Source organism: Acetobacter musti (assembly GCF_011516835.1).
Classification (GTDB): domain Bacteria; phylum Pseudomonadota; class Alphaproteobacteria; order Acetobacterales; family Acetobacteraceae; genus Acetobacter; species Acetobacter musti.
In genome coordinates this window covers 1-17,025 of sequence record NZ_WOTB01000029.1, presented here as the reverse complement: position 1 = coordinate 17,025, position 17,025 = coordinate 1, and the positions used below count along the sequence as shown (strand labels likewise).

Genomic DNA, 17,025 nt, shown 5'->3' with positions numbered 1-17,025 from the left:
CTATCCTCAAGCCCTCTCCGCACGAAACATCTCTTTGTTTCCATGTATTTTTCTGTTCGCTGACATCCCGTTCGACATCCACAGTGCCTTCAGAACCAACCAAAGGTCATGCAGAAAGGAGGGGAAGATGGCACGCCAACGCGATACGATAGCTGGTAAGCTGCGGCTCGTTCTCGACGCCCCGGACGCCAACGTGACCCCATTGCGCAGTGGAGCCGATCCGCGGCTGGTCAGTCTGGTCCGGCTTCTGGCCCGTCAGGCCGCACGGGATTTCGTCAACGCTGAAGTGGAGGCCGCGAGGCGACGCGATCTCCAGGATTAGGGAGATGGGATTGTGAAAGTCGCGCTCTATGCCCGCTATTCGTCCGAAAACCAGCGTGATGCCTCGATCGAGGATCAGTTACGCCTCTGCCGGCTTCACGCCGAAAAGCAGGGCTGGACAATCGTCGACAGCTACACGGACCGAGCGATCTCGGGCGCCTCCCTGCTCCGCCCCGGCATTCAGGAACTGATCCAGGACGCCACACGCGGGCGCTTCACGATCGTGCTGGCCGAAGCCATGGACCGGCTCTCGCGCGACCAGGAAGATATCGCCGGCCTGTTCAAGCGGATGACGTTCGCGGGCGTGCGGATCATCACCCTCTCCGAAGGCGATGTCACGCATTTGCATATCGGGCTCAAGGGCACCATGAACGCCCTGTTCCTCAAGGATCTGGCAGAGAAAGTCCGCCGAGGCCTGCGCGGGCGGATCGAGGACGGCAAGTCCGGTGGCGGCAATTCCTATGGCTACGATGTCGTACGCCAGTTTGACGCCCAGGGCGAGCGCATCCGTGGCGACCGGACCATCAACGACGAAGAGGCACGCACGGTCAGGCGGATTTTCACCGATTACACGCGTGGGAAGTCCTCGCGCACGATCGCGATGGAACTGAACCGGGATGGCGTTCCAGGCCCGCAGGGACGCGAGTGGGGACCGTCCACCATTCACGGCAATCGGGAACGCGGCACCGGCGTTCTCAACAACGAGATGTATGTCGGGCGCCTGGTCTGGAACCGACTGCGCTACCTCAAGGATCCCGATACCGGCAAGCGCGTCTCACGCCTCAATCCTGAATCCGAATGGGTAAACCAGGACGTACCGGAGCTGCGGATCGTCGAGCAGGATCTATGGGACGCCGTGAAGGCACGCCAGGCCGAAACAACCTTCAGCCAACCGGAACGGGGAAACGAGGCCCTCAGCGAGCGGCGCCGTCCGCGCCATCTCTTTGCCGGACTGATCCGCTGTGGCCGCTGTGGCGGCGGCTACAGCATGATCTCGAAGGATCTGCTCGGATGCTCGACGGCACGCAACAAGGGCACCTGCGACAACCGCCTCAACATTCGCCGCGACGCATTGGAGGCCTCGGTCCTGAGCGGACTACGCACGCATCTGATGGAACCGGACCTGTTCAAGGAATTCTGCAGCGAGTTCACCCGCGAGGTGAACCGACTGCGCATGGAGCACGGTGCGGACCTCGCGGCGCGTCGCAACGAACTCGTCAGGGTCGAAAAACAGATCCGGGGCATCATCACGGCCATCAAGGACGGCATGTACCAGTCCTCCATGAAGGCAGAAATGGAATCCCTCGAGGCTCGTAAGGCAGATCTGACGCATCTGCTGACAGATGCAGAGGAGCCACCTCCCCTTCTCCATCCGAACATGGCGGAGATCTACCAGCAACGGATCACGTCTCTCTATGAAAGCCTTCAGGCCGAGGAGACGAAGACCGAGGCGGCCGAGCGCCTGCGCACACTCGTCTCGCAGATCACGCTCCAGCCGGCCGACGGCGAACTGGCGATCATCCTGCGCGGCGACCTGGCGGCAATCCTGCAGTTTGCGGCGCACAAGAAAAACGCCACGGTCCATCCGGACAGTGGCGTTCTTGATGCGTTCGTATCGCAAGTATCGTTGGTTGCGGGGAACCGCACACTACGATCACGGCGAAATGTGGCGAATGGTCATTCGCAAGCGTCGTTGGTTGCGGGGGCAGGATTTGAACCTGCGGCCTTCAGGTTATGAGTTCTAGTATAATACTTACACAATTACCACACAGAGCCGATTTTTTCACGATAAATGGCGGTTTTTCTTAAGTTTTTACTCGGTTTCCGCTACACTCCTCCACGACTGGAATTGCCTGATTTCACTCCCAAATGATTCCTATTTGATTCCAGTGATTCCAACCGGGAGAGGACGTTCCATTGGTCAAGATCACAAAACGTTCCGTCGAAGCCGCCGCCAGAACCGGCAAGGAATATTTCCTCTGGGATGACGAGCTTCGGGGCTTCGGTCTGAGGGTCCATCCCTCGGGCCGGAAAATCTACCTCGCCCAGTTCCGCGCGGGCGGACGCATCCGCCGCGTCAATATCGGGCCGCATGGCCCGATCACCCCAGATCAGGCCCGCACCGAAGCGATGAAGCATCTGTCCGATGTCCGCTTGGGCAGTGATCCTGGCGCGCAGCGCGACCGGATACGCGCCGCCGCGACCATGAAGGAGTTTGGCAAGCGCTTCCTCGACGAGCATGTCGCCTCGCATTGCAAGCCTTCGACCCAGTACGAATATCGCCGCTGCATGGACCTGTTCATTACCCCAAAGCTCGGAATGCTCAAGGTCATCGACGTGACCCGCGCCGATGTCGTCGAACTGCACCAGGGGTTGAAAGAGACGCCCTATCAAGCCAACCGGGTGCTGGGCGTCCTGTCGATCATGTTCACTCTGGCCGATACGTGGGGCGTCCGGACGGATGGGATCAATCCGTGCTGGAAGGTCAAGCGTTACAAGGAAATGAAGCGAGAGCGTTACCTGACACCGGACGAACTGGCCCGGCTGGGCAAAGTGCTCCGCGAGGCGGATGGCGAGCCCGAAGCAGCATACTGCATTCGCCTGCTCCTACTGACCGGTTGTCGCCTTGGGGAAATCCAGAAGCTGAAATGGGAGTATGTGGATTTTCGGGCCGGTGTCCTGCGCCTCCCGGATTCTAAGACCGGGGCCAAAATCGTGCCCGTCGGCAAGGCGGTGCTGGACGTGCTGGCGGGCATCCCCCGGATTGACGGCAACCCCTATGTCATCACCGGGAAAGTGGACGGGCAGTATCTGACCGACATTCAGAAACCGTGGCGGCGGATACGCGCACGGGCTGGACTGGATACGCTGCGCATCCACGATTTGCGCCATTCCTTCGCATCGGACGCGCTCCAGCTTGGTGCGGACCTGACCATGATCGGGCGGCTGCTGGGCCATACACAGGTGCAGACCACCGCACGATATGCCCATCTCAAGACTGACCCGATCCGCACCACCGCCAACAAGGTGGCGGACGCCATCGCCAGCGCACTCGGGCATGTCGCGCCAGAAAACAGGATCAACCGGGCTTCTGTCCCAGTCGATGCACTTTCAGCGACATTGAATGAAACAGCTCTTTGAGATATATTTCATCCCATGAACGTGACACCTGACCAGATTCGCGCCGCCCGCGCCCTGCTGCATCTGCCACAGGACGAACTGGCACGCCGCGCCCATGTCTCCGTCGTGACCATTCGCCGTCTAGAGAACGAAGTCAGCGCGCATCAGGTGACGCCGATCGTGCTGGACGGGGTTTGCCGGGCGCTGGAGCAAGCCGGAGCGGAGTTCATCCCTCACGGCGTGCGCCGCAAAAGCGCCCCACGCGCCCAGGCGGAGAGGCTTTTCGCGGATCTGCGTGCAATCAGCCTACGCAGCGCCGAACGATTGCAGGGACACGATATCCTGACGGACCACGATCTCTACGATGAGAACGGCCTGCCCGCGTGATCGTCATCGACACCTCGGCGCTGGTGGCCATCCTGCGCCGGGAGGATGAAGCCGACGAGTTCCTCCGTCTGATCGTCGGGACTGATCGTTGTCTGCTTTCGGCCGTCAGTCTGCTGGAAACAAGTATGGTATTGGCCGGACGCACCGGCGACGAGACCGCATGGCGGGATTTGGACGATCTGATCGAAGGCGCAGCCATTGAGATCGTGCCACAGAATGCTGAACAGGCGAGGATTGCTCGTGATGCTTTCCTGCGTTTCGGCAAGGGGCGGCATCCGGCAGCTCTGAATTTCGGCGACTGTGCGAGCTATGCGCTGTCCCACACTCAAAACGCTCCCCTACTGTTCAAGGGAACAGATTTCTCCCGAACCGACATCGCTGCAGCTTGCGCCTCCATCTGCTGACATGGATCGCGTTACGATTTCTTGACCTATAGCCGAAACCTGCAAAGCATTGCACAAAGGAAAGAGAAAATAATCGATGAATGCCGAGACGAAACCTGCGAAACACAGTGCGCCAGGTCAATATCTCGGTTTCGCGCTGCAGCCGGTCCGCGTCTTCTACCATTTGCTGACCAGCCCGAAGGGCGCAAAGGTTTCGCTAGAATTCAAGGATGATGTCGCAGTCCATCATGTCGACGGCACAGTCTACCTTGAGCAGACCAAGAGTGCACTCAGGCAGAACCCCATCTCGGACTGGGCCGGGGATCTGTGGAAAGCCCTCGAGAACTGGCGCGCTATGCTCATCGCCGGGGAGATCAAGCCTAGCCTGACGTACTATCGACTTTATGTCACACCCCAGAAAAAGGGAACTTTCGCCGAGGCGATGGCCGCTGCTGGTGACGGCGATGCTGTCGCTGCCCTGTTGAAGACGATCCGCATCAAACTCAGCAAAATGAAAGCATTACCAGGTTGCGTTGCACACTTGCAACCATTCCTCGATGCTCCTGCCGACCAGCAGGTCGCAATCATCAGCCGCTTCGAACTCGAAACGGATGGCACCGATCCCCTCGACGCGATCCGTGCAGTCCTTCTCCCGACCATTGCCGAAAATCAGATTGACATTCTCATTAAGTCTGGGATCGGCCAAGCCAAGCAGGCGCTCGATCGGCTCATCCAGCGCGGGAAGCCCGCAATTCTCGATGCGGACGCCTTCCGGAAGGACTTTCACGCCTTCATCCGCCAGAACAACATGCCTGGATTATTGACCTCGCTCGGCGAGGTGCCCAGCAATGATCTCGTTGTCGGCATCGCTTCCGCTAGACCCACATTCATCCGGCAGTTGGAGCTTGTCGACGCAAGCCACGATGACCAGCTACGCGCCATCAGTGATTATCTGCGAACCTCGGCAGACAAGGCTGACTAGGCAGACCGTGGCGTCATCTTCCTTGGCAGCCTCGACATATGGGATGACAATCTCGTGCGTCGCTATGGCATGATCCGCGGCGACATCACCGATCTTCATCCCGACAAGCCAGTGTCCGTCCAAGGACGGCTCATCTATCGCCAATGTGCCCAGTATCAGGTACCGCTAGAAGGACGAGTCGTCCCCGGTCACTTCGTCCATGGCAGCTTCAACGACCTGGCTGATCGACGCTGTCTCGGGTGGCATGCCGATTATGAAAACCTCCTTGGCAAGGATCCCGAATGACGGTCTTCCCGAACGCGGACCTCAGTGAACTCGAGCTTGTCCAGAATCCCGCCATCGGTGCCTATCTGTTATGGCAATTCACGCTCGGATATCAGGAGGATGGAGCCGATTCCGTGCCGTTCCTACTCGCTTTCCTCCTTTTACCGATGCTGCTTCACAGGCCGACCTATGACGCAGTCGTATCGACTCGAAAAGCATCGGGATTGACCTTATTTGCCGCCAAGTTCGATAAGGAGCGCGAGATGCTGATCGAACTGCACGGACGCGCGCTGCTGCTTCGCCCCTTGAGCCTGCAGTCGATCGGCATCGCATCTAGCTCCCGGCTCGTACAGATCGATCATCAGGCCGCAACGTTGCACGGCTACCCTCTTGATCTCCTCGACATCAAAAAACCTTCTATCCCCGAGCGGTTGAAGGGATTTCCTAGTGCCGCCGACAAGATCGGCTACTGGTTTTCGAAGCTCGAACTTCCGCAGATAGCCTCAACCCTTAGGATCGACTTCTAATGTATTTCCAACTTCGCAAGTTGATCCTCTGGCCGCGCACTGGCGAAGAGCCGCGCGAACTTAATTTTCATCCTGGTGTCGTCAACGTCATCAGTGGCGCGTCAAAAACGGGCAAGTCGGCAGTTATCCCGATCATCGATTATTGTCTCGCCGCCGACAAATGTGCCATTCCCGTCGGAGTGATCCGCGAAAATTGCAGCTGGTTCGGTATTATTATCGATACTGTAGAGGGACAGAAACTCCTTGCCAGGCGCGAACCAGGTGGTCAGCAAAGCACTGGCGACATGGTCCTGATCGAAGGGGAGACAGTCGAAGTCCCCCACCGGATCGAAGGCAAGGATACCACTCAGGGAAACGTCAAGAAGATGCTGGATCGCTTGGCTGGACTCACTAATCTCGGGTTCGATCCAGATTCGGAGGTGAGTTCGCAATCGCGACCAAGTTTTCGCGATCTCATGGCCTTTACCTTCCAGCCACAGAATATTGTCGCCAATCCCGATGTCATGTTCTTCAAGGCCGACACAACCGAACACCGGGAGAAGCTGAAGACCATCTTTCCTTACATCCTGCGCGCAGTGACGGCAGAGGTCCTCCAGGCTCGCCACGAAATCCAGCGACGAAACCGGATCCTACGACGCCGGGAGAACGAACTTCGTGCGCTCGTATCCGCCGGAAATACATGGCAACTCGAGGCCCAGTCTTGGCTCAGGCAAGCAATCGAATTCGGACTGCTGCCACCCGATATGACGATACCCATCAATTGGCCCGATATCGTCGACTTGCTGCGCGAGGTCGTGGCCGCGAACAGCGAGTCCGCGCATCCAACTCTTGCGGGTATCGATGCGGCACTGGAGCGATTGCAAGAGTTGCGGGACGATGAGAGCAAGGTCGCGGTTGAGGTCACCCAACGTCGACAGCGACTTAGCGAACTACGTCGCCTTATTGAAAGTAGCGATGCCTATGGCTACGCACTGCGCATCCAGCGCGATCGCCTCTCTATCTCCGACTGGCTGAAGCGGCTCTTGCCGGAGGACCAACCCGAGGATGCGATAGCGACTCTTGGCAATGGCGGACGCGAGAAGATCGAGCAATTGAGTGATGCTCTCGCTGCGATCGAAGTACGGTTACGAACGCACCCGAGCATATCGGACACACTCGACAAGGAAATCCTGCGCCTGCGCGCCGAAGTGGACGTGTCGCTTGTTCGGCTGAACGAGATCCGGCGCGAAATCGGTTTGCTCGAACGCAACTCGCAACAGGCGAAGATGGCGATCGACCGATTCGACCGAATGGAGCGCTTCCTAGGGCGTCTCGAACAAGCACTCAGCCTGTATGACCAGACCGATCAATCCGCTGGTCTTCGCCAAGAGATCGACGCGCTCAAGGCGCAGATCGCAGAGTTGCAGAAGCGAGTCTCGGAGAGCGAGATCGCCAGAAAGCTCCGCAACGCGCTCGACAGTATCGAGGCCACTACCGGGCGGCTCATTCCGCGTCTTGACGCGGAATGGCCCGAGGCCCCGGTTCGCCTGATGATTGAAGATCTAACCGTAAAGGTGATCCGAGGAACGCGCGACGATTATCTCTGGGAGATTGGCAGCGGCGCGAACTGGCTTGCCTACCACATTGCGCTGACTCTGGCGCTGCAGACTTTCTTCCTCTCTTCCTCCCATCATCCAGTCCCTGGCCTGCTGATCTACGACCAACCTAGCCAAGTCTATTTTCCCCGGCGGACGGCGGGCGACGAAAGAAGCGATCCAATTACTTGGCGCGACGAGGATGTCGAGGCAGTTCGAAAGGTATTTAGGCTTCTCGGCGAGCAGGTCGCATCTGCGAACGGGCGTTTACAAGTTATCGTACTTGACCATGCGGACGAAGATGTCTGGGGCGATATCGATAGCGTCATATTAGCAGAGCAATGGCGTGATCGCGCTCTCGTGCCTTATGAATGGTTCTCATGAGATTAATACTCATGACATAGGTAGAATTGAGTAGGCTTCATTCGCAAACGTCAACCATAGTGACGGCGCCTTTTCTAATCGTGACCATCCCACAGCGGATACTTCGGTTCTTTTGCTACAACCGTCAGATAACGGGCTAAAAACAAAGCAAAGAAGGGAAAGAAAGGCCCTTCGCCTCTCTTCCCCCAAACGTCGCCTACAGAGTAGCAGGACCGCGCGACGGCGCAGGGCGTTGCCCCGCTGGCGCGCAACCCGGCCACTCCCGCCGTCATTTGTCCCCAACTCTCCCGCGCGGTCACCCGCCTCCGGGAAGCACGCAGGGGTGCTTCCCCCGGCGATGATACCGGCAAAGGAAACAGGGACATGACCGACAATGCAAAAGGGGCCTTCCGTAATGCAATCCTTCAGGGCGACAGTGTTGCCCTCATGCGGGGGATGCCACGCGAGAGCGTGGATTTCATCCTCACCGACCCGCCCTATCTGGTGAACTACCGGGGCCGGGACGGGTGGACGGTGCGCAATGACGACAATGTCGCATGGCTTCGCCCCGCGTTCAACCAGATGCACCGCGTTCTGAAAGATGGCGGTTTTGCCGTATCCTTCTATGCTTGGAACCGTATTGACCTGTTCATGGCGGCATGGAAAGCGGCGGGGTTCCGGCCCGTTGGGCACATCATTTTGCGGAAGTCCTATGCGTCATCGGCGCGGTTCGTCCGCTACACCCACGAGGCGGCCTATCTGCTGGCCAAGGGCGACGCGAAACTGCCCCGTCATCCCATCCCGGACGTGATCGACATGCCCTATTCCGGCAACAGGATGCACCCGACACAGAAGCCGGTTGCGGCGTTGCTGCCCCTCGTTCATGCCTTCTGCCCACCCGGCGGGCTGGTTCTGGACCCGTTCGCGGGGTCCGGTTCATCGCTGGTGGCGGCGCAGTATCTTGGCCGCGACTGGCTGGGCATGGAACTGGACGAAGCCCACGCCGCCACAGCCTCCCGGCGGCTGGCTTACTGGGGCGAGAGACGGGCGGCGTAAGCCCCCGCTTTCTCTCTTTCCGGCCTGTTCCCGCTGCGAGACAACCGCGCGCCGATTCTGGCAGATCGGTGGCGGGGACGCGCGGGCGGCGCTCGCCGGGCAAGCCCGGCTCGCATCTGTCTTCCGTACCGGCCCGAATAACCGGTCTGCCCCGACCTCTCTTGTGCCGTGACAACGCGACGCTCCCGCGCCGCGAGCGGAAGCGACCTTTCAGGCCGCATATCACCGCTTCGCTTCCGGCGAACGGTGCCCCCTCCAGATCATTCCCATAACGACATAACAGGCTGCCCACCGATTCCGAGTGCATAAGGAAAAAATCGAACACACGCCCGCAAACGCCTGTTTACACCCACCTACGCTTTTGGGGTGGAGAAATTCGCGCACGTCATATCCTCCACTCCCAGACAACATTTTTCCCGTCAGCCTCCCCTTACCGGCACCGCTTCACCCCCGAAGCGGACCGCATCGACAAGGGAGGTTTCCATGACCACGAGACCCGGACCAAAGCCGGAACAGCCCCCGGTCCCGGCAACACAGACGCCACCGCGCGCCCTGACCGCACCGGCCCGTATCCAGCGCCCCTATCTGCGCAGTGGCGAAGCCGCTGATCTGATCGGCGTCTCCATCCGCACCCTGGAAAAATACCGCTGCATTGGCGACGGGCCACCGTTCCTGAAAATCGGCACCCGTGTCCTCTACGCCCGGCAGGATGTCGAGAACTGGCTGCAACGTCACCGCTGCAACAGCACTTCCGATGAAAATTTTGTCGCCGCACTCCGCAACCGGGCGTCATGGAGGAACAGGTCATGACCGACATGGATGCCCCCGACGCCGCCGTCCTCGGCCTGACCACCGTAGAACTGACCTACATCGAAAAGCGCGTCGAACACTGGATCAGGTTCGGTCAGCCGGTATCCGACAAGGTGCTGGATAAGCGCCGCCGTTTGGTCGCCTTCATCCCCGGCAGTGTGTTCGGCTTCATCCGCTGGACGGCCAATGATTACGGGACTGTCGTGTCCTGTTTCGACATCGTGCACGCGGCGGAACCGGGTGCCGCCTTCCAGACCGTGCCCTTCGTGCGCCCTGGCGGCGAGTTGCTGTTGGACGTGTCCGGCTGGCCGAAGGTCCGCCGCGTGCTGGAAGAGATCGACGCTATCGAGGCACAGGGGTTTCACCCCGCCGAAATTTGCCCCGATCACTGGCGCATCCTCAATGGCCGCATCGCCGCCAACGTGGCCTCCCGGCCTTACACGCGCGCCATGCACAAGGCATGGCTGGCGCGCAGGAGGTTACTGTCATGACCCGGCGTGCCTGGTTCTTCGGCACGTATTTCATCGTGCTGACAGTGGGCATGTCCGCCGTCATCCATGTCGCGCCCCGGCTGTTGTGGAACGAGACGGCCAGCGTCCCGGTCGGGCTGTATCGGGTGCGTCCCGGCAGCGCCCTGCACGTCGGGGATATCGCCGCGATCCGGTTGCCCGACCGGCTGGCGCTGCTGCTGGCAAAGCGGGGTTATCTGCCGTTCGGCGTGCCCTTGCTGAAACCCGTCGCGGCATTGCCGGGGCAAGACGTGTGCAGGGTAAAAAACACCATCAGCATCGACGGCGTACATGCTGGCGACGCGCGCGACAGTGATCATCGTGGACGCCCGCTGCCTGTCTGGCAGGGCTGTCATCGCCTCGCACCCGGCGAGATTTTCGTCATGAACCCGGCGGAACCGCGGAGCCTCGACGGGCGGTATTTCGGCCCGCTTCCTGCTGCGTCTGTGATCGGGCGCGCGGTCCCGCTCTGGTTTCCCGTTTCTCTTGTTCCCCACATAAAAGGAGATCGGTCATGATCCATCTTGGCACATTCACGCATACGACCAACGGGTTTTTCGGCCAGATCACCACCTTCCTGATGGCCGACGATCTCTCCATCGTTCCGAACGAGAACCGCACATCGGAAAACGCCCCCGATTATCGTGTCCTGCGTGGTCTGGAGGATGAGGCCGCGCAGGTTGGCTGCGCCTGGGTACGACAGAATGAGCGCTTCGGTCTGTGGCTTGCCGTGCTGATCGACGCCCCGCTGTTTGCTTCTCCGTTGCGTGCCCGGCTGATGCCCGACCGCGACGGTTCCGACAGTTTCCGGCTGGTCTGGAACCGTCCCGACCTACGCCATGCCTCACGTTAAAAAAGCGCTCGGTCTGCTGGTGGTCTGCGGCGGGTTTGCCATCCCCGTGCAGACTGCCAGCGCCGCGCCGTTCGATGCCTATGTCAGCGAGGCGGCCACGCGGGCACACATCCCGCCCGCGTGGATCACGGCGGTGATGCGCGCCGAGAGTCAGGGCGATGCCCACGCAGCATCACCCAAGGGGGCGATGGGCCTCATGCAGATCATGCCCGACACATGGCGGGAGCGTCGCGCATCGTTGAATCTGGGGGCCGATCCCTACGATCCGCGCGACAACATCACAGCGGGCGCGGCCTATCTCCGGTGGCTGCATGACCGCTACGGCGATGCTGGTTTTCTGGCTGCCTATAATGCCGGTCCCGGACGCTATGAACAGCTTCTGACAGCAGGAAAAGTGCTGCCCGACGAGACGCGGAAATACGTCACGAGAGTCGTCCGACTGCTGCATGAAGTGTCAATCCGCAGTGTAATTCCCAACACGGGAAGAAGCACGAATTCTGTTTCCAGATTGCCCGATAATACACCATCCGGGAGTCCGCTTTTCGTCGGCCCGTTTGCATCCCAAACCGTCGTCCAGAATGCACCGGAAGTGATGCCTGTTTCTGATCACGTGATGCGATTTGTGGCCCCACCTCAGGACCTGTTCGTCTCCGTTTCGCAAAGGAGCGCGCCATGACGAGAGTTTTACGTCACGGGAGGGGAAAACTGCCATCCTATCGGGAGCGCTTCGGGTGTGCGTCGGAAGTTGGGGTGATCGGGAAACGTGAAGAATTAAGAGGGCAAGATAAAACGGCCTGCCACGTCGGGCGACAAAGCGCTGTCGCGCTTCGTCTTCTTGTGTGCATGTCGGGTCGGTCGTGTGCAGGGTTTTTGATTGTGTGCTGCTTTCCTGCGGGGTTTTCCTGCACAGTAGGGTTGTGATGACCCACGACGAGGATTTCCGCGTCCTTCCGGGACGCATCCGGAGCAAGGGAAGCAGCGCCCGGCCTCGGAGCTTTCTGGCGCAGGTGCTTCATGCCTCCCGACGCGCGGGCGGAGGCAGTAGCGGCAACCCCGGAAAGGGAAAAGGCAGCAGTCCCCGCTCTGGTCCTTCGACCTTCGGGCGGGGGCATTCCCGGTTTGGCAGAAGTCGCCTCTTCGACGCCCATCGCCGCGTCACCGTCAAGGCCCGCGTGGTGCGACAGACTGGGCGCGGCGCGCGTCCCGGATCGCTGGCCGATCATCTCGCCTATCTGCGCCGCGATGGCGTCACCCGCGATGGTGAAAAAGCGCATCTGTTCGGGCCGGATGGTCAGGAGGTGGATGCACAGGATTTTGCCGCATGCTGCAAAGATGACCGGCATCATTTCCGCTTCATCATCTCGCCCGAGGACACGCCGGAGATGGCGGACCTCGACGGCTTTACCCGCGACCTCGTGCAGCAGATGGAAGTCGATCTCGGCACGCGGCTGGACTGGACTGCCGTGTCGCACTGGAACACCGACAATCCGCATGTCCATCTGATCGTGCGCGGTGTGGACCAGGCCGGGGCTGATCTGGTGATCGCCCGCGACTATATCAGCCACGGGCTGCGCTCACGGGCGGAGGATCTGGTGTCACTGGAACTCGGACCGCGCGCGGAACATGAAATCGAAATGGCGCTGCGCCAGGATGTCACGGCGGAACGCTGGACACGCCTTGATGCCGAGTTGCGGCGTCATGCCGACGATCTGGGGATCGTGGACCTGCGGGCTGACGCCACTACCGGCTTCGGCCAGGACGCGACGCATCGCGCGCTGCTAACCGGCAGAGCACAGACGCTGGAACGCATGGGGCTGGCAAAACCCGATGGGCCGGGAAGATGGTCACTTACGCCCGGCATGGAAGACACGCTGCGCGTGATGGGCGCGCGGGGCGACATCATCAAAACCATGCACCGCGCCATAACGGAACGAAGCCGGGATCAAGGGATGTCTCCCGGCGATTACGTGATCTCCGGACGTGATCAGCCCATCGCCTTGACCGGGCGCTTGGTGGAGCGCGGGTTGCACAATGAACTGACCGGCGAAGCCTATGCCGTGATCGATGCCACGGACGGGCGCGTCCATCATGTCAGCTTCCCCGGCGTGGAGGTGTTCCGCGACGCGCCGCCCGATGGTGGCATCGTGGAAATCCGCACCGCGACCGGCAGGACGAGCGGGAAGGATTATCTGGTGCTGTCCACCCGCTCCGATCTGGACCTGGCCGCCCAGGTCAAAGCACCGGGCGCGACGTGGCTGGATCATCGGCTGGTGGAACGCCAACCGATGGACCTCGCCCGCAGCGGCTTCGGGACCGAGGTACGGCAGGCCATGCAGGAGCGCACCCGGCATCTCGCGGATCGCGGGTTGGCGTCGTTCCAACAGGACGGATCGGCGCGCTATCAGCGCAATCTCCTGACGACACTACGCCAGCAGGAACTCGATCAGATCGGCGCGAAACTCGCGAAGGAAAGCGGGCTGACCTATGAGCGCAGCGTTCCGGGCAACTTCGTCACCGGCCAGTATGTAAAACGCCTCAGCCTGTTCTCGGGCCGGTTCGCCATGATCGACAACGGGCTGGGCTTCCAGCTTGTGCCCTGGGCACCGTCTCTGGAAAAACAGCACGACCGCTATGTCGATGGCGTCGCCCGTAACGATGGAGGAGTCGACTGGCGGCACGACCGGAAACGCGATCTCGGGATCAGCATGTGATCCATGCCGCCCGTTCTTTTCGCGCTATCGCCCGCCTCGGTACACTCGACGCAGTTTCAGTCTTGTTTCTGGAAAACCCTTTCAGCCACATCATGGCTTTTCATGGAGGATTTCCATGCGTGATCGCCTGAACGTCTCCCTGCCCGTCGCCATGATCTCGCAGATCGGCGATCTTGCGACACGCCGGAAGGTGACGCGCTCCGCCGTGGTAGAAGCAGCAGTCGCCTCGCTCCTGTCACCCGACAGCGCCACGAAAACGGAAGCCGCGCTCACACGGCGTCTGGACCGGCTGACGCGCCAGATGCAGCGGCAGGAGCGCGACCTGATGATCGCGCTGGAAACACACGCCCTGTTCATCCGCTTCTGGCTGGGCCAGATGCCGCCCCTGCCCGCCGAGGCGCAGGCCGTCGCCAACGCGTTGGGGCAGGAACGCTTCGGCCGGTTTCTGGACACGCTGGGGCGGCGTCTGTCTCAGGGACGATCCTTCCGTGACGACATCCCGCTCGATATTCCCGCCATGCGTCAGACGTCGCCGACACCAGAAAAAGAAGCGCCGTCCTCATGAGTTTACCGCGCCAATTCGATGAAACGGGCAAGAACGGGATCGCATTCCCCCTCCCGCCAGCACAGGGCAAGATCGAATGTCACCGGGCCGCCTTCATCCAAAATAGACCGGAAGACGACACCATCCATTCTGATGCCAGTAGCGCCTTCCGTGACGAGCAGAATCTTATCCCCATGACGGACCAATGCCAGCAACCGGTCAATCGCAGCGTCATGAAACATGATGCGCTCAGGCAGCATGCCATGCCGCAACGCGAGCTTGCGAAGCTCCATGCCTGCACCACGACGCGGGAGTGTCAGGAGACAATCTGACAGGCCGGACCACGTCACCGCTGCACGCACCGCAAGCGGGTGATCGCGCGCAACAGCGGCCAGCACTCTTTCCTTCCCCAACGGGATGGCTTGGCCGTGCCAGCCCTCGCCCGCTATGACGATCGCGACGTCGAGGCGGGAGCCCAGCACATCCCGCAGCAGTCTCTCACGCGGGCCATCCATGATTTGAAGGTCCACATCGGGATATTCGGCTTGATACCGTTCGAGCAGGTTGGCGACTACGCCACTAGCGAAGGACACCTGCACACCAAGGCTGAGCCTGCCCACCATCCCATTATGCCGCAGCCGCAGATGCAGCATGGCCTCGTCCATGCCGTCCAGCACGGAGGCGGCGATCCTGGTGAACGCCACACCCGCCACCGTGAGCCGCGCACCCGTCCGCAGTCGCTCGAACAGGGGAATACGAAGCGCGTGCTCCAATGCCTGGATAGAACGTGTCAGCGTCCCCTGGTCCACCTCCAAGGCCAGGGCCGCCCGACGCAGACTGCGATGCTCCGCAACCGCGATGACACGTCGCAGATCACGAAGGTTAAATGGGTATTCTTGTGCCATCTAAAGACACCCATCGTACCTCACAGCTATTTACGGGATCAAACCTTCTTGCCGTAAAGCGCTTTGAACGGCTGACCGCTCCAACATTCGGGCTGCATGACGCGACCACGCCGGAAAAGAGGATTCCATATCCAATCCGATGGCTTTGCCCCAAGAATAAAAAACAAACAAATACGGATCAACGCATGAATACGCTTCACCTACACACCATGTTCTCCCGGAAATATTATTTTCTATTACACCACTAAATTCCTGAAGGTTGTTGTTCCCTTTTGAAATAACATTTTTCCATTGATGTTCATCATCAATGAACCGTCCAGGTCGCCATACCTGTCCATAGGCAACCGCGTGTACATTGCTCGATAACCAGTTAAACCACTCCCAGCAGCGAGCTTGCTCTAAAACTGATTTTGGCCAGAAATTTCCGTCTGAAAATGAACTCGATAAATAAAATAATATTGCGGGACTTTCTGTAATTATTTCCCCACCATCAATTAAAACAGGCACCCTTCCTCGCGGGTTTATTTTTAGAAATTCTTCACTTCCCGTGCCTTCGTCTCCAACGGGGGTCAGTTTCAATTCATATGGTCTTCCCAACTCTTCGAGCAAAATATGCCCTGCCAAAGAGCAAGCGCCCGGAGAATAGTATAATTTTGTCATGGTCGGCCTTTCCTACAACGAGATGGAGCACGGAAATCAAAGAACGATTCCTTGCCCGCACTTCCGTCTCCTTTGACGGTCCTAGTCAGCCGTAATATATGATCAAGGACATATTTAGAGGGGGCGAGCTTATGCCATATTCAAAGGCTCATAAGGAAAATAGCCGACGTCGTATTTTAGACAGTGCCGTAAAACTTTTCGCGGCGCAGGGTTATGACGCCGTGACGTTGGACCAGGTTATGCAAGACGCCGATCTCACGCGAGGAGCTTTCTATGCACATTTCAAATCGAAACAAACTTTATATAAAGACGCGATATTACATGCGGCTAGTAATGGCCCTGTCGCCACTCTTTCTGACAAAATTGACCAGCCCGCGCTCACTGAATTAATCAGAAAATATCTCGATATGTCGCATGTCAGGCAAGAAGGTTCCCCTTGCCCTTTGGCATTTCTGGCCACTGACGTTGCCAAACAGGAAGGCGAGATACGAGAAACTTATACGCAGGTCTATAAAGATATCGTCGACAAAGTCAGCGCACTTCCCACCATCAAAGATTCAGATAGCGCTCTAGCCATTAGCGCGCTCATGATCGGGGGGGTAGCAGTTGCTCGCGCACTCAACGATGACGAGCTTTCACGTGACCTCTTAAAGTCGTGCCGTAAATTTGTGGAAGCTTTCATCTGACCGCAAAGAGACGGTGAACTGGGGCTCTGAGACCGATTTCAGACGACTGACCTTAAGGACGTCACCCCGATTCCTTCCCTTCCCGGCCCACCAGCGCCGCGCTGCATGCGACGGCCTGCTACGCGTGAATTCTCCCCCGGATGATTCCTATATGATTCCAGTTGGTGTGGTGGAAACGCAAAAGGCCGCCCGTGAGGCGGCCTAAGCGTTTGTTTTTAAACGGGATTCATGGTTGCGGGGATAGGATTTGAACCTATGACCTTCAGGTTATGAGCCTGACGAGCTACCGGGCTGCTCCACCCCGCGGTGGTGATGGTGTAATGTGTGAGGGGTGGACTGGAAGACCTGGCGGCGACCGACTTTCCCGTGG

General features: G+C 59.4%; 20 protein-coding genes and 1 tRNA gene. 18 read left to right on the top strand and 3 right to left on the bottom strand.

The features are described 5' to 3' along the window. The first annotated feature begins 127 nt into the window (after positions 1–127). The 17 genes from GOB93_RS16610 (at position 128) to GOB93_RS16530 (ending at position 14,425) form a co-directional block, all read left to right on the top strand. On the top strand, positions 128–322 hold the full coding sequence (locus tag GOB93_RS16610) for a hypothetical protein (RefSeq protein WP_007400124.1): 195 nt from the start codon (positions 128–130) through the stop codon (positions 320–322). Between the two features lie 12 nt (positions 323–334). Beyond that, a complete protein-coding gene (locus GOB93_RS16605) occupies positions 335–2,059 on the top strand; it encodes a recombinase family protein (protein ID WP_173584614.1) in 1,725 nt (574 codons plus the stop codon). A 179-nt stretch (positions 2,060–2,238) separates the two neighbouring features. Further along, complete coding sequence (locus GOB93_RS16600) at positions 2,239–3,462, top strand: site-specific integrase (protein WP_242010859.1); 1,224 nt, start codon at positions 2,239–2,241, stop codon at positions 3,460–3,462. 15 nt (positions 3,463–3,477) lie between these two features. Continuing rightward, positions 3,478–3,828, top strand: coding sequence for a helix-turn-helix domain-containing protein (locus GOB93_RS16595; protein WP_173584613.1), 351 nt, complete (start codon positions 3,478–3,480; stop codon positions 3,826–3,828). Further along, positions 3,825–4,232 (top strand): PIN domain-containing protein, encoded by a 408-nt coding sequence (locus tag GOB93_RS16590; protein WP_173584612.1) that lies wholly within the window; start codon positions 3,825–3,827, stop codon positions 4,230–4,232. Before GOB93_RS16595 ends, GOB93_RS16590 begins: the two co-directional genes overlap by 4 nt. A gap of 76 nt (positions 4,233–4,308) precedes the next feature. Beyond that, a complete protein-coding gene (locus GOB93_RS16585; protein WP_173584611.1) occupies positions 4,309–5,193 on the top strand; it encodes a hypothetical protein in 885 nt (294 codons plus the stop codon). Between the two features lie 54 nt (positions 5,194–5,247). Further along, on the top strand, positions 5,248–5,478 hold the full coding sequence (locus tag GOB93_RS16580) for an ABC-three component system protein (protein WP_173584610.1): 231 nt from the start codon (positions 5,248–5,250) through the stop codon (positions 5,476–5,478). Next, positions 5,475–5,984: a three component ABC system middle component gene (locus GOB93_RS16575; RefSeq protein WP_173584609.1), complete on the top strand. Its 510-nt coding sequence runs from the start codon at positions 5,475–5,477 to the stop codon at positions 5,982–5,984. The genes GOB93_RS16580 and GOB93_RS16575 overlap by 4 nt, the downstream gene beginning before the upstream one ends. Beyond that, on the top strand, positions 5,984–7,942 hold the full coding sequence (locus GOB93_RS16570) for a DUF3732 domain-containing protein (RefSeq protein WP_173584608.1): 1,959 nt from the start codon (positions 5,984–5,986) through the stop codon (positions 7,940–7,942). The genes GOB93_RS16575 and GOB93_RS16570 overlap by 1 nt, the downstream gene beginning before the upstream one ends. A gap of 363 nt (positions 7,943–8,305) precedes the next feature. Further along, the gene (locus tag GOB93_RS16565) at positions 8,306–8,977 is read left to right on the top strand and encodes a DNA methyltransferase (RefSeq protein WP_173584607.1); all 672 of its coding nucleotides are present in this window, start codon (positions 8,306–8,308) and stop codon (positions 8,975–8,977) included. A 483-nt stretch (positions 8,978–9,460) separates the two neighbouring features. Then, the gene (locus GOB93_RS16560) at positions 9,461–9,787 is read left to right on the top strand and encodes a helix-turn-helix domain-containing protein (RefSeq protein WP_173584606.1); all 327 of its coding nucleotides are present in this window, start codon (positions 9,461–9,463) and stop codon (positions 9,785–9,787) included. A gap of 5 nt (positions 9,788–9,792) precedes the next feature. Next, positions 9,793–10,278: a DUF2840 domain-containing protein gene (locus GOB93_RS16555; protein ID WP_173584629.1), complete on the top strand. Its 486-nt coding sequence runs from the start codon at positions 9,793–9,795 to the stop codon at positions 10,276–10,278. Further along, positions 10,275–10,814 (top strand): S26 family signal peptidase, encoded by a 540-nt coding sequence (locus GOB93_RS16550; RefSeq protein ID WP_173584605.1) that lies wholly within the window; start codon positions 10,275–10,277, stop codon positions 10,812–10,814. Before GOB93_RS16555 ends, GOB93_RS16550 begins: the two co-directional genes overlap by 4 nt. Continuing rightward, positions 10,811–11,149 (top strand): DUF736 domain-containing protein, encoded by a 339-nt coding sequence (locus GOB93_RS16545; RefSeq protein WP_173584604.1) that lies wholly within the window; start codon positions 10,811–10,813, stop codon positions 11,147–11,149. The genes GOB93_RS16550 and GOB93_RS16545 overlap by 4 nt, the downstream gene beginning before the upstream one ends. Beyond that, positions 11,136–11,825, top strand: a complete 690-nt coding sequence (locus GOB93_RS16540) for a lytic transglycosylase domain-containing protein (protein WP_173584603.1) — start codon at positions 11,136–11,138, stop codon at positions 11,823–11,825. Before GOB93_RS16545 ends, GOB93_RS16540 begins: the two co-directional genes overlap by 14 nt. Positions 11,826–12,069: 244 nt before the next feature. Next, complete coding sequence (locus tag GOB93_RS16535) at positions 12,070–13,860, top strand: relaxase/mobilization nuclease domain-containing protein (RefSeq protein WP_194300103.1); 1,791 nt, start codon at positions 12,070–12,072, stop codon at positions 13,858–13,860. Between the two features lie 115 nt (positions 13,861–13,975). Then, positions 13,976–14,425: a CopG family transcriptional regulator gene (locus tag GOB93_RS16530; protein WP_173584601.1), complete on the top strand. Its 450-nt coding sequence runs from the start codon at positions 13,976–13,978 to the stop codon at positions 14,423–14,425. Between the two features lie 2 nt (positions 14,426–14,427). Here the strand turns inward: GOB93_RS16530 and GOB93_RS16525 are convergent, their stop codons facing one another. Continuing rightward, positions 14,428–15,309, bottom strand: a complete 882-nt coding sequence (locus GOB93_RS16525; RefSeq protein ID WP_173584600.1) for a LysR family transcriptional regulator — start codon at positions 15,307–15,309, stop codon at positions 14,428–14,430. Between the two features lie 30 nt (positions 15,310–15,339). After that, positions 15,340–15,969: a glutathione S-transferase family protein gene (locus GOB93_RS16520; RefSeq protein ID WP_173584599.1), complete on the bottom strand. Its 630-nt coding sequence runs from the start codon at positions 15,967–15,969 to the stop codon at positions 15,340–15,342. A 131-nt stretch (positions 15,970–16,100) separates the two neighbouring features. On the opposite strand from GOB93_RS16520, the gene GOB93_RS16515 reads away from it, so the two are divergent. Beyond that, complete coding sequence (locus GOB93_RS16515; protein ID WP_173584598.1) at positions 16,101–16,655, top strand: TetR/AcrR family transcriptional regulator; 555 nt, start codon at positions 16,101–16,103, stop codon at positions 16,653–16,655. A 229-nt stretch (positions 16,656–16,884) separates the two neighbouring features. Here GOB93_RS16515 and GOB93_RS16510 read toward each other — a convergent pair. Next, a tRNA-Met gene (locus GOB93_RS16510) sits at positions 16,885–16,961 on the bottom strand. Between the last annotated feature and the right edge of the window lie 64 nt (positions 16,962–17,025).